Origin of the sequence: Pseudomonas sp. MWU16-30323 (assembly GCF_020515595.1) — a bacterium.
GTDB classification, from domain to species: domain Bacteria; phylum Pseudomonadota; class Gammaproteobacteria; order Pseudomonadales; family Pseudomonadaceae; genus Aquipseudomonas; species Aquipseudomonas yamanorum.
In genome coordinates this window covers 107267-119769 of record NZ_JAIWYM010000016.1, presented here as the reverse complement: position 1 = coordinate 119769, position 12503 = coordinate 107267, and the positions used below count along the sequence as shown (strand labels likewise).

At 60.3% G+C, this 12503-nt stretch carries 12 protein-coding genes; 7 read left to right on the top strand and 5 right to left on the bottom strand.

Annotated elements, in window-relative coordinates; genetic code table 11:
• Positions 1-47: 47 nt before the first annotated feature.
• Positions 48-839, bottom strand: coding sequence for a crotonase/enoyl-CoA hydratase family protein (locus LIY45_RS19185; protein ID WP_017479951.1), 792 nt, complete (start codon positions 837-839; stop codon positions 48-50).
• A 423-nt stretch (positions 840-1262) separates the two neighbouring features.
• On the opposite strand from LIY45_RS19185, the gene LIY45_RS19180 reads away from it, so the two are divergent.
• Positions 1263-2936 carry a DEAD/DEAH box helicase gene (locus LIY45_RS19180; protein ID WP_003209050.1) on the top strand — a complete coding sequence of 558 codons (1674 nt, stop codon included), beginning with the start codon at positions 1263-1265 and terminating at the stop codon, positions 2934-2936.
• 69 nt (positions 2937-3005) lie between these two features.
• Here the strand turns inward: LIY45_RS19180 and LIY45_RS19175 are convergent, their stop codons facing one another.
• Positions 3006-3773: a class III extradiol ring-cleavage dioxygenase gene (locus tag LIY45_RS19175; protein WP_017479952.1), complete on the bottom strand. Its 768-nt coding sequence runs from the start codon at positions 3771-3773 to the stop codon at positions 3006-3008.
• A 101-nt stretch (positions 3774-3874) separates the two neighbouring features.
• Here LIY45_RS19175 and LIY45_RS19170 point away from each other — a divergent pair, with 101 nt between their 5' ends.
• Positions 3875-4531, top strand: coding sequence for a thiopurine S-methyltransferase (locus LIY45_RS19170; protein ID WP_226477240.1), 657 nt, complete (start codon positions 3875-3877; stop codon positions 4529-4531).
• Positions 4532-4582: 51 nt separating this feature from the next.
• Here the strand turns inward: LIY45_RS19170 and htpX are convergent, their stop codons facing one another.
• Both htpX and LIY45_RS19160 read right to left on the bottom strand, forming a co-directional pair.
• Positions 4583-5470 carry a protease HtpX gene (gene htpX, locus LIY45_RS19165; protein WP_003209055.1) on the bottom strand — a complete coding sequence of 296 codons (888 nt, stop codon included), beginning with the start codon at positions 5468-5470 and terminating at the stop codon, positions 4583-4585.
• Positions 5471-5784: 314 nt separating this feature from the next.
• Positions 5785-6996, bottom strand: a complete 1212-nt coding sequence (locus LIY45_RS19160; RefSeq protein ID WP_063032067.1) for a pyridoxal phosphate-dependent aminotransferase — start codon at positions 6994-6996, stop codon at positions 5785-5787.
• Between the two features lie 202 nt (positions 6997-7198).
• On the opposite strand from LIY45_RS19160, the gene msrB reads away from it, so the two are divergent.
• From msrB to LIY45_RS19145, 3 genes are all read left to right on the top strand, one after another.
• Positions 7199-7591: a peptide-methionine (R)-S-oxide reductase MsrB gene (gene msrB, locus LIY45_RS19155; RefSeq protein WP_226477239.1), complete on the top strand. Its 393-nt coding sequence runs from the start codon at positions 7199-7201 to the stop codon at positions 7589-7591.
• A gap of 132 nt (positions 7592-7723) precedes the next feature.
• Positions 7724-8209 (top strand): glutathione peroxidase, encoded by a 486-nt coding sequence (locus tag LIY45_RS19150; protein WP_226477238.1) that lies wholly within the window; start codon positions 7724-7726, stop codon positions 8207-8209.
• Positions 8206-8658 carry a MarR family transcriptional regulator gene (locus LIY45_RS19145; RefSeq protein WP_017479956.1) on the top strand — a complete coding sequence of 151 codons (453 nt, stop codon included), beginning with the start codon at positions 8206-8208 and terminating at the stop codon, positions 8656-8658. Before LIY45_RS19150 ends, LIY45_RS19145 begins: the two co-directional genes overlap by 4 nt.
• Here the strand turns inward: LIY45_RS19145 and LIY45_RS19140 are convergent.
• Positions 8642-10951, bottom strand: coding sequence for a response regulator (locus LIY45_RS19140; RefSeq protein WP_226477237.1), 2310 nt, complete (start codon positions 10949-10951; stop codon positions 8642-8644). The two genes, LIY45_RS19145 and LIY45_RS19140, sit on opposite strands and share 17 nt — an antisense overlap.
• A gap of 167 nt (positions 10952-11118) precedes the next feature.
• Between LIY45_RS19140 and LIY45_RS19135 the strand changes: the two genes are divergently transcribed.
• Positions 11119-12009, top strand: a complete 891-nt coding sequence (locus LIY45_RS19135) for an ATP-binding protein (RefSeq protein ID WP_003209065.1) — start codon at positions 11119-11121, stop codon at positions 12007-12009.
• Positions 12006-12488, top strand: a complete 483-nt coding sequence (locus LIY45_RS19130; RefSeq protein ID WP_226477236.1) for a GAF domain-containing protein — start codon at positions 12006-12008, stop codon at positions 12486-12488. The genes LIY45_RS19135 and LIY45_RS19130 overlap by 4 nt, the downstream gene beginning before the upstream one ends.
• The last annotated feature ends 15 nt before the right edge of the window (positions 12489-12503 follow it).

Sequence of the window (12503 nt, the reverse complement as noted above, 5' to 3'; positions counted from 1 at the left end):
TGGCCGTTACAAAAACAATGGATATGTACCCCGCCCCAAGCTCCCCATCAACAGCCTTTAAAAACCCCAGGCCGCTTCTCGACCATCGCCCGTACACCTTCCTTGGCATCCTCACTGTTCAGCAGTTTCTCCACCAAAACGGGCAACCCGGCCGCCGCCGCGGTCTCCCCCTCGATCCGTGCCTGGCGTGCCGACATCAGCGTGGCCTGCACCCCCAGCGGCGCCTGCTGGGCAATGCGATTTGCCAGCACCACCGCCCGAGGCAACAAATCCTCACTGGCCATCACCTCCTGCACCAACCCCAACCGCAGCGCTTCATGGGCATCAAACTCATCCCCCGTGAGCAACCAGCGCATGGCATTCCCCCAGCCCGCGATCTGATGAAAACGCAACGTCGCGCCCCCAAAAGGAAAAATCCCACGCTGCACCTCCATCTGCGCAAAGCGGGTATTGCTGGCACACAGGTTGATATCCGCCGCCAACATCAACTCGATACCAATGGTCAGGCAGTACCCCTGAGCCGCAACAATCACCGGCTTGCTGACCCGGGGCCCCGCGAAAACTCCCCACGGATCACAGCCACCCAGAGGCGGTTGCCAACCTTGTGCCATCGTCGGCCCCACATTCGCCAAGTCCAACCCGGCGGTAAAATGATCGCCATGCCCGAAGACAATGGCCACCCGCGCCTCCTCATTGCGATCAAATTCGCCATACGCCAGGCTCAGCTCATTGAGCAATTCCAGGTCGAACGCATTGCGCTTGGCCACGCGATCCAGACCCAACAACAGGATATGGCCCTGCTGTTCACGGCTGACGCGGCTGCTGCTGGCTTGGTTCATGGGGTGTGCCCTCGGGCGCAAAGGGAGGTTTCGGACCGAAGGGCCCGCTGTGAAAGGTGAAGCGTTTAAGCGTCATGACCAACAGGGCCGGGCCTTTGAAAAATAGACCCGCTCACCGCAATGCGCAAAGCCTTTGATGCAGAGCCGTTCACCTGTGTTTTCCGATAAAAAAAGCTCCCTTTTTCAGCGATTTCCGGTATAGTGCGCGCCGGCCTTTAACCGGGCCGCGTTTAGGTAGCGCAATTCCCCGAAGTCAGCTTCGGCTGCACGTCCGCACAGCGGACTCTTCCTTGACGAATCTTTTTCATTCATTCGTTTTCGCAAATCCCCGCCGACAAAGCAGCCAGGGCGACTCTTGAGTCTCAACACGGCATGCGCAGCTTTGGAGCATGGGTCTTTGCGGATGCACTTAGAGGCAGACCCATGACCCAGGAAACCGGCGGCTTCGCCGCTTTTAATCTTAACCCGAATATTCTTGCTGCCGTCATCGCGACTGGCTACGAAGAACCTTCGGCTATTCAGCAGCAATCGATCCCGATCATCATGGCCGGCCAAGACATGATTGGCCAAGCGCAAACCGGTACCGGTAAAACCGCCGCGTTCGCCCTGCCAATCCTGCACTGCATCGATCCTGCCAAGCGCGAGCCGCAAGCCCTGATCCTGGCGCCAACCCGTGAGTTGGCGCTGCAAGTAGCAACCGCTTTCGAAACCTACGCCAAGCAAATGCCGGGCGTTACCGTTGTGGCCGTTTACGGCGGCGCGCCTATGGGCCCACAACTGAAAGCAATCCGTAACGGCGCACAGATCGTTGTCGCCACTCCGGGCCGTCTGTGCGACCACCTGCGTCGCGACGAAAAAGTGCTGTCGACCGTGAACCACCTGGTTCTGGACGAAGCTGACGAAATGCTCAAGCTGGGCTTTATGGACGACCTGGAAGTCATCTTCAAGGCGCTGCCAGCAACCCGTCAGACCGTACTGTTCTCGGCTACCCTGCCACAGTCGATCCGTGCCATTGCCGAACGCCATCTGCGCGATCCGCAACACGTGAAGATCCAGACCAAGACTCAGACCGTTACCGCGATCGAACAGGCTCACCTGTTGGTTCACGCTGACCAGAAGACCTCGGCTGTATTGAGCCTGCTGGAAGTCGAAGACTTCGACGCCCTGATCATGTTCGTGCGCACCAAGCAAGCGACCCTGGACCTGGCCAGTGCCCTGGAAGCCAAAGGCTACAAAGCCGCTGCGCTGAACGGTGACATTGCCCAGAACCAACGTGAGCGCGTGATCGACTCCCTCAAGGATGGCCGCCTGGACATCGTTGTGGCGACCGACGTTGCCGCTCGTGGCCTCGACGTTCCACGTATCACTCACGTGTTCAACGTTGACATGCCTTACGATCCAGAGTCCTACGTTCACCGTATCGGCCGTACCGGCCGTGCCGGTCGCGAAGGTCGTGCATTGTTGCTGGTGACTCCACGTGAGCGCCGCATGCTGCAAGTGATCGAGCGTGTAACCGGTCAGAAAGTTGCCGAAGTCCGCCTGCCGGATGCCCAGGCTGTTCTTGATGCCCGCATCAAGAAACTGACCAACAGCCTGTCGCCGCTGGTGGCTGACGCTGAATCGACCCACGGCGACCTGCTGGACCGCCTGACTGCCGATATCGGTTGCACCCCGCGTGCCCTGGCTGCCGCCCTGCTGCGCAAGGCTACCAACGGTCAGGCCCTGACCCTGGCAGCCATCGAGAAAGAACGTCCACTGGTGCCGAACAACGCTCCGCGCGGTGATCGTCCAGAACGTACTGGCGACCGTCCAGACCGTGGTGATCGTGAGCGTCGTGCTCCGGTCCCATTGGCTGAAGGCCGTGCTCGCTGCCGTACCGCGCTGGGCGCGCGTGATGGTATTGCCGCCAAGAACCTGCTGGGCGCTATCCTCAACGAGGGTGGCCTGGCACGTGAAGCAATCGGTCGCATCCAGGTGCGTGACAGCTTCTCCCTGGTGGAGCTGCCGGAAGATGGTCTGGAGAAACTCCTGACCAAGCTGAAGGACACTCGCGTTGCCGGTAAGCAGTTGAAGCTGCGTCGCTACCGCGAAGATTGATCCGCCCTTGGGCTGATTGATCGAACATAAAAAATCCCCGACTGGTTCGGGGATTTTTTTTGCCTGCGATCAGGCGAAACGGTAGATGTCCATGCCCAGCGCGCCCATGGTAAAGCCTTGGTGGGCTGCGCTGAATTCACCGCCGGCGCCCCGGGCGAAATACAGCGGCAGCAAATGCTCATCGCTGGGGTGGCTGCGCACGGCATGGGGGGCCTGGCGACGATAGTCGTGCAGGGCGGCTTCATCGTTGGCCGCCAGCTTGCTGACCATCCAATCGCGAAAATCCCGGGCCCAGGGCTCGATGCTCTCGGGCCCGGCATGCCAGTCCAGCTCGCCGAGGTTGTGGGTAATGCTGCCGGAGCCGATCAGCAGCACGCCTTGTTCCCGCAGGCTCGCCAGTGCGTGGCCGACACGGGTTTGCAGGGCAGGGCCCATGCGGCTTGGCAGCGATACCTGCACCACCGGAATATCGGCGGCCGGGTACATCAGCGACAGCGGGACCCAGGTGCCGTGGTCGAAGGGGCGCTGGTCATCAATCCGCGCCTCCAGGCCGTCAGCCTTGAGCAATTGGACAATCTCGGCGGCCAATGCCGGGTCACCGGGCGCCGGGTACTGTACGGCGAACAGTTCTCGCGGGAAGCCGCCGAAGTCGTGCCAGGTCTCGGGCGCGGCGCTGCCGGTCACGAGCAAACCCTGGCTTTCCCAGTGTGCCGAGACCACCACAATGGCCTTGGGCCGTGGCAACTCGGCTGCCAGGCGCTTGAGTGCCGGGCCGCTGGCACCGGGTTCCAGGGCAAGCATCGGTGAACCGTGGGAGATAAACAGGCTGGGGAGCATGATCGGGTCCTGAGGGTTAAGATGGGACCATCTTCAATCAGATCATTGATCTAAATCTAATATAAGTTTTAGCGCTATTTGATCAAGTTTTAGGGTGAATCATGGAGCCTGGATTTTGGCATGAGCGTTGGGCGCGCAATCAGACGGGCTTCCATCTGCCCGAGGTGAATCCTTACCTGTTGCGCCATTGGCCCGGCCTGGGTGTGGCGAACGGGGCGCAGGTGCTGGTGCCGTTGTGCGGCAAGAGCCTGGACCTGGTGTGGCTGGCGAGCGTCGGGCATCGGGTGATGGGGGTTGAGCTGTCGGAAAAGGCCGTTGAAGAGTTTTTCAGCGAGCAGGAGCTGACGCCACAGATTAGTCGGCGGGGTGCCTTCAAGGTCTTTCAGGCGGGCTCCATCGAACTCTGGTGCGGGGATTTCTTCGCGCTGGATGCTGGCGCAGTGGCTGATTGCCGGGCGCTTTACGACAGGGCGGCGTTGATTGCCCTGCCGCCGTTGATGCGGGAGCAGTATGCCGCGCACTTGAACGGGCTCCTGGCGGGAGGCAGTCGTGGCCTGTTGATCACCCTCGACTATGAACAGTCGCAGAAGGCAGGCCCGCCGTTTGCGGTCAGTGATGAGGAGGCGAGGCTGCTGCTTGGTGCGCAATGGGGCCTGGATGTACTCGAGGAGCAGGACATTCTGGGTGACAGCTGGAAGTTTGTTCAGGACGGCGTCACGCGCCTGGAAGAGCGGGTGTATCGGTTGACCAAGGGCTGAATCGCATCCACAAAAAAGGGGCGATCAAATCGCCCCTTCTTCTTGTCGCTGTCAGCCGCGACGACGCAGTGCGTCAATCCGCTCTTCCAGCGGTGGGTGGCTCATGAACAGGCGAGCCATGCCTTGCTTGATGCCACCGTTGATGCCAAAGGCCGTCAGGGTGTTCGGCATATGCACCGGCAAGCCCTGTTCGGAGCGCAGGTGCTGCAGGGCGCTGATCATGGCGCCAGTACCGGCCAGGCGAGCACCGGCTTCGTCTGCGCGGAATTCCCGTTTACGCGAGAACCACATCACGATCGAGCTGGCGAGGAAGCCCAGCACCAGTTCGGCGAAGATGGTCGCCACGTAATAGGCCATGCCCTGGCCTTGTTCGTTCTTGAAGATCACCTTGTCGACGAAGTTGCCGATGATCCGCGCAAAGAACATCACGAAGGTGTTCACCACGCCCTGGACCAGCGCCAGGGTGACCATGTCACCGTTGGCTACGTGGCCGATCTCGTGGGCCAGAACCGCCTTGATTTCATCGGGCGAGAACCGCTCCAGCAAACCCTGGCTGACGGCCACAAGGGCGTCGTTCTTGTTCCAGCCGGTGGCAAAGGCGTTGGCTTCATAGGCCGGGAAGATCCCGACTTCAGGCATCTTGATCCCGGCTTCGCGGGACAATTGCTCGACGGTTTGCAGCAGCCATTGCTCATGACGGGTACGTGGCTGGGTGATGATCTGGGTGCTGGTGCTCATCTTCGCCATCCACTTGGAGATGAACAGCGAGAAAATCGAACCGGCAAAACCAAAGACCGCACAGAAGATCAGCAGCTGATTGAGGTTCAGATCAACCCCGTTGGCCGCCATGATCCCATTGAAGCCGAAAAGGCTCAGCGTGATGCTGGCAATCAGCACGACCGCCAGGTTAGTGGCCAAGAACAGCAGAATGCGCATCATGGTTGTAGAATTCTCCTCATGCTAAATATGTCGCGTACTGCGGGGTATATAAGGTGCAGCATGGGGCTATTCAACCGAGGGACTATTTCAAACTGTGTCCTACAGCCTGAATGTAGAGCCTTGAAGGGAATTTCCGAGGCCTGAGGTGGCTCGGCTGTCTCGCTCCATTACCTTGCGGCCCTGTAATTATAGGGTGATGCCCGAACAAGGGTGGACCCGTTGAGTGTAAAAGGCGAAGCGGGCCGCGCAGAGCAGAGAAGTGTTGCCAGATAATCGCTGTACGACCTCAGTTGGGCCGTACAGCGAAATGTCCATCACTGGCGATAAGACTTCAGGAAGTTGCCGATGCGACCGATGGCCATCTCCAGGTCATCCACCCGCGGCAAGGTGACCACCCGGAAGTGATCCGGCCACGGCCAGTTGAACGCCGTGCCCTGGACCACCAGCAGCTTTTCCGACAGCAGCAGGTCGAGCACGAACTTCTCGTCATTGAGGATCGGGCACACTTTCGGGTCGATCCGCGGGAAGGCATACAGCGCGCCCATGGGCTTGACGCAGCTGACGCCCGGAATTGCGTTCAGCAGTTCCCAGGTGCGGTTGCGCTGCTCCAGCAGGCGGCCTTGTGGCAGCACCAGGTCGTTGATGCTCTGATAGCCGCCCAATGCGGTCTGGATGGCGTGCTGGCTCGGCACGTTGGCGCACAGGCGCATGTTGGCCAGCATGTCGATGCCCTCGATGTAGCTCTGGGCATTGTGCTTGGGACCGGAAATGGCAATCCAGCCGGAACGGAAGCCCGCCACCCGGTAGGACTTCGACAGGCCGTTGAAAGTCAGGCACAGCAGGTCCGGCGCCAGGGAGGCGGTGCAGATGTGCACGGCGTCGTCGTACAGAATCTTGTCGTAGATCTCGTCGGAGAACACCACCAGGTTGTGCTGGCGCGCCAGTTCCAGCATGCCCAGCAGCACTTCCTTGGAGTAGACGGCGCCGGTGGGGTTGTTCGGGTTGATGATCACCAGGGCCTTGGTGTTCGGTGTGATCTTGGCCTTGATGTCGGCCAGGTCCGGGAACCAGTCCGCGCCCTCGTCACACAGGTAATGCACCGGATGGCCACCGGCCAGGGTTACGGCGGCGGTCCACAGCGGGTAGTCGGGGGCGGGCACCAGCACTTCGTCGCCGTTGTTGAGCAGGGCCTGCATGGACATGACGATCAGCTCGGACACGCCGTTGCCCAGGTAGATGTCTTCGATGCCGACACCTTCAACCTGCTTCTGCTGGTAGTACTGCATGACGGCCTTGCGCGCGCTGAACAGGCCTTTGGAGTCGCTGTAGCCCTGGGCGGTCGGCAGGTTGCGGATCACGTCCTGGAGGATTTCGTCCGGCGCTTCGAAACCAAAGGGTGCCGGGTTGCCAATGTTCAGCTTGAGGATGCGATGGCCTTCCTCTTCCAGGCGTTTGGCGTGCTTGAGCACTGGGCCGCGAATGTCGTAGCAGACGTTGGCGAGCTTGTTCGATTTGCTGACCTGCATGGCGATGTGATCCTGAAAATGAACGATCCAGACGGTGTGAGGACTACCGTGCTGAGAATCCTGCGTTGGCCTGACCCATAAATACGTTTGAATGCCGGTAACGCGGGTGCCAGACTGGCGCTTTGAAGAGGCGCAATCATACGTGCCGCCTGATCCATGGAAAAGACACAGATCAGGCTTTTTCAGTTGCCGAGGTGTACCGATGGAAAAGTTGCAGAAAACCGTTGATGAATGGAAAGCCATGCTCGACCCGGAGCAGTACAACGTGTGCCGCCTCAAAGGCACCGAGCGACCGTTCAGCGGCAAGTACAACGGCACCAAGACCGACGGCGTTTACCACTGCATCTGCTGCAATGAGCCGCTGTTCGATTCCAAGGCCAAGTTTGACTCCGGCTGCGGCTGGCCCAGCTTCTACGAGCCGATTGCCAAGCAGGCAATGGTCGAGATTCGCGATATCAGCCACGGCATGATCCGTACTGAAGTCACCTGCGCCAAGTGCGATGCGCACCTGGGTCACGTGTTCCCGGATGGTCCGCCGCCGACCGGGTTGCGTTACTGCATCAATTCGGTGTGCCTGGACCTGGTGCCGCGCTGAACCGTCAAGCTCCTGCGGGCCTTCGTGTCCGCAGGGGCCGTTATATCAAGGCATAAGTCCCGGCAATTAAATTGCACACAATTGAATTGCCTACTATCGTTCAGGTCTTCTTATTTCTTTCGAGGCACTGCCATGAGCGACAACCTGCTGAGCATCCCGTGCACCACCATCAAGGGGGAGCAAAAGACCCTGGCCGATTTTGCCGGCAAGGCGATTCTTGTGGTCAACACTGCCAGCAAGTGCGGCTTCACCCCGCAATACAAAGGGCTTGAGGAACTCTGGCAGCATTACAAGGATCAGGGCCTGGTGGTGTTGGGTTTTCCCTGCAACCAGTTCGGCAAGCAGGAGCCGGGCAACGAAGGTGCCATTTCGGAATTTTGCGAGCTGAACTTCGGTGTCAGTTTCCCGCTGTTCAAGAAGATCGACGTCAACGGCAGCGATGCTCACCCGTTGTTCGTACAGCTTAAAAAACAGGCCCCGGGTTTGCTGGGTTCCAAGGGCATCAAGTGGAACTTCACCAAGTTCCTGATCGGCCGCGACGGCCGGGTGGTCAAGCGTTTCGCCCCGACCACCAAGCCTCAGGACCTGACCCAAGAGATCGAAGCCCTGCTCAAATGACCGACCTGTCTTTGGCGCTTGACGACCAACTGTGCTTCAAGCTCTACGCCGCCTCCCGTGCGGTTACCCGAGCCTACAAGCCGATGCTCGACCAGTTGGGGCTGACCTACCCGCAATACCTGGTGATGCTGGTGCTGTGGGAATGGCAGGCTGCAGCGGTGTCGCAGCCTACGGTCAAGGCCTTGGGCGAGCGCTTGATGCTGGATTCCGGCACGCTGACGCCGCTGCTCAAGCGCCTGGAGCAGCTGGCTCTGGTGCGGCGTCAGCGCAGTGCGCAGGATGAGCGTGAAGTGCACCTGAGCCTGACCGATGAAGGTCGACACTTGCGTGACCAGGTGCAGCCGCTGAAGGCTCGCCTGTTGTGTGACAGCGGGGTTGACCTGAATCAGGCGGACGCCTTGCGTGACGGCCTGGATCAGCTGTTGCGACAGATCAAAGACTTGTCGTAGTCGGCACCCACAGGTCGAGCAAGGCCTTGAGTTCTTCCCGGCGAAACGGCTTGGCCAGGTAGTCATTCATGCCTGCCGCCCGGCAGCGCTCGCGCTCCTCGGACATCGCGTTGGCCGTCAGCGCGACAATCGGCAGGTCCGGCCAGCGCCCGCTGCGACGGATTTGCCGGCTGGCCTCATAGCCATCCATCACTGGCATATTGCAGTCCATCAACACCATGTCGAAGCTTTGCTCTTCCAGCAGCTTGAGGGCTTCGCCACCGTGGGCGGCGACGATTACCTCGCAGCCGAGCTTGCCGAGCATGCCCTTGGCCACCAGTTGATTGACCGGGTTGTCTTCCACCAGCAGGACGCGTGCCCGGTGAGCGAGGGGGCCGGTTTCCAGCTGGATCAGGTCAAGCACCACGTCCGGATCGATGCGCAGGTTGCGTTGCAGAATCTGATACAGCGCCGTGCGGCTCAGGGGCCGGGCTTGTTGTTGCAACGGCGCCAGAGCCGCGACTTCTCCGCTGGGCATGAAGTTGCCGTAGGCGGTCACCACCAGGATCGGCGCGGTGATCGACGGGCGCAGGCGAAACAGGCATTCGGGACAGTCGGTGATCAACAGGTCAGGATGCTGCCCGCTCAAGTCATCGTCGATGGAGTAGCAGCGCGGCGTCAGACCCCAACTCGGCAGCAGGCTGTTGAGGAGTTCCGCCAGGCCGCTGCTGCTGCTGGTGATCGCGATCACGTCCCCTGCCAGCGGCGCCAGGCGCACAGCCGGTAAATGCGTCGGCAGTGGCAGGTCCGCGCAGAACTGGCTGCCAAAGCCGGCCTCGGAGCTGATGCTCAGGCGGCCCTTCATGGCCTCGCACAGGTTATGGGTCAGTGCCAGGCCCAGGCCGGTCCCGCCAAACTGGCGGGTGATGCCCGCACCGGCTTGGGTGAACGGCTGGAAGATTTTGACCTGAGCATCCTGCGCAATCCCGATACCGGTGTCGCATACCTCGATTCTGACCCGGCCGGCCTGGGCGCTGAGGCGCACGTCCACCCGGCCAAAGCGCGTGAACTTCAGGGCGTTGGACAGCAAATTGCTGACGATCTGCCGTACCCGCGTCGGGTCGCCCAGCACTTGGGCGGGAAACTGTGGGTCGATCAGGCACGTCAGTTCCACGCTGGGTGCGGCGTTTTGCGAGAGCAGGTTGGCGGTGTCTTCCACCAGTGAGCCGAGGTCGAACGGGATGCTTTCCAGTTCCAGTTGGCCGGCGTCGAACTTGGACAGGTCGAGGATATCGTTGAGCAACTCCACCAGCACTTTGCCCGAGTCATGGGCGATCGACAGTTGCTGACGTTGCTCGGCATTCAGCGGGCTGTCGAGGGAGAGGGCGATCATCCCCAGCAGGCCGTTGAGCGGCGTACGGATTTCATGGCTCATGTTGGCGAGGAACGCCGCCCGTGCCTGGGCCATGGACAGGGCCGTCATCTTCGCCGCTTCCAGTTCGTCGTTCGACAGCGTCAGTCGATGATTGATGGCCTTGAGTTCGGTGGTGCGCGCAGAAACGATGTCTTCCAGTTGCCCGAGGTATTCAGTCAGGCGGTTTTCGGCGTGTCGGCGTTGCTGGATCTCAGTCTCCATGTTTTCAAACTGCTGGTTGGCAACGTTGACCAGTACGCCGATCTCGTCGTGCTCGTGCCCCGGCGGGCAGTCCAGGCGCTCGTGCTTGCGTGAGCTCAGCTCGCGGATGATGCGCACCAGCGGCTTGGTCAGCATCACGTAGAACAGCGCCAACAGAATGCCGGTGAGGATCAGACTGCGGGCAAAGCCGTTGAGCAGGGTAATCTCGGCGCGGCGCAGGAAGCGGCTGCCGAACGCGTAGGTGTCGACGTCCAGGCGCAATACGCCAAGGGCGTCATTGGGCATATGAGTGAGGTACAGCCGGTCTTCGAATTGGCGGTTGGCGCCAAACAGAAAGTCGCTGATGGGACGGTAGCTGCTTTCCTTGCGCGCGCGCTGGACATCGGCCAGGACCAAACCGTTGTTGTCGATCAGTTGGGCGCGGGTGATGGCAGGGGAGTGCAACAGGCCCAGGGTCAGTTCCTGGGCCAGTTCGGCGTCGATGTTATAGGCGATGCGTGAAGCCGGGTTATGGCTGATTTCAATCAGCGCACGTATTTCCCGGTTGATGGAAGCGTCTTCGCTGGCATAATCAATCCCAATCTGTATCAGGCTGAGCAAGGTTCCCAAGACGAATCCGACCAGCACTGTCAGTCTGGCTTGTTTATAAGACAAGCGGTGGGCGAACTTGATATCCATCGGGTGCTGTACCACTTTACGTTTCCTTTCGCCCGGCAAGCATAGCTGAACATCCACAGGCTCAAACTTGCCCGGCATGAATCGATTTTATTCGGTGCAGCCCTGCACGGTCTGCCCCAGGGTTGCCAATACGCCATCTTTTACAAGAACTTGCCAGAGGAATAGTCGTGGATTCTCGATTGAATGCCTTTCTTGAGCGTGCCGACGCGGTGCTCGCTCGCCTGGAGCCCCTGTTACCCGCCCCACGCGAGGCGGTTGACTGGAACCATTGCCTGGCTGCCCGCTGGCAGCGCGAAGGTCGCAGCGGCTTTTTGTTGCCGCTGGAAGTCAGCCTGGACATGCGCCTGTCCGACTTGATCGGCGTGGATAAACAGCGCGAACAATTGGCCCGTAACACCCAACAGTTTCTCGACGGCCTGCCGGCCAACCATGCGTTGCTCTGGGGTTCGCGCGGCACCGGTAAATCGTCCATGGTGCGCGCCTTGCTGGCCCAGCATGCCAAGGCCGGTTTGCGCCTGATCGAGATCGAGCGCGATCACCTGGCGGACCTGCCGCGAGTGGTCGAGCAACTGATCAAATTGCCACAGCGCTTTGTGTTGTTCTGCGATGACCTGTCCTTCGAAGCCGGCGAGAGCGATTACCGTGTGCTCAAGAGTGTACTCGACGGTTCCCTGGAGCAGGCGCCGGAAAACGTCCTGTTGTATGCCACCTCCAACCGCCGTCACCTGGTGCCCGAGAACCAGAGCGACAACGAAAACTGGAAAACGATAGACGGCGAACTGCATCCCAACGAAGCGGTGGAGGACAAGATTGCCCTGTCTGACCGGTTTGGTTTGTGGCTGTCGTTCTACCCGTTCAATCAGGAGCACTTCCTGGATGTGGTCGAGCACTGGATCGGTGAGTTGGCGAGCAAGGCCGGTTTGCAGTGGCAGCGCGACGAAGAGCTGGACATCCTCGCGGTGCGCTGGGCAACCGGGCGTGGCAATCGCAACGGCCGTTGTGCCTATCAGTTCGCCCGCTATTGGGTGGGCCTCAAGTTGTTGGAGCGTCAACCATGATCGATTTGCAACCGGCCGGAGCCGGCCTTGATGGCTACGCCATGCTGCATGCACAGCTGGAGTCGCTGTTGGCGGATGAGCGGGATTTCATCGCCAATGCGGCGCAGTTTTCGGCGTTTCTGTTCAACCAGCTGGATGACTTGAACTGGGCGGGCTTCTACCTCAACCGCAATGAAGAGTTGGTGCTCGGGCCTTTCCAGGGGCAGATCGCCTGTGTACGCATTCCATTTGGTCGCGGTGTGTGCGGTGCGGCAGCGGTCTCGCGGCAAACCCAGCGGGTGGAAGACGTGCATGCATTCCCGGGGCATATCGCCTGCGACAGCGCGTCCAACAGCGAACTGGTGGTTCCGCTGGTCAAGGACGGGCGCTTGATTGGTGTGCTGGACCTGGACAGCCCGTCGCTGTCGCGGTTTACCCCGCAGGATCAGGCCGGCATCGAGGAGTTGGCGGCGATTTTCCTGCGGTTGACCGATTGCTGACGGACTGAGTCTCCT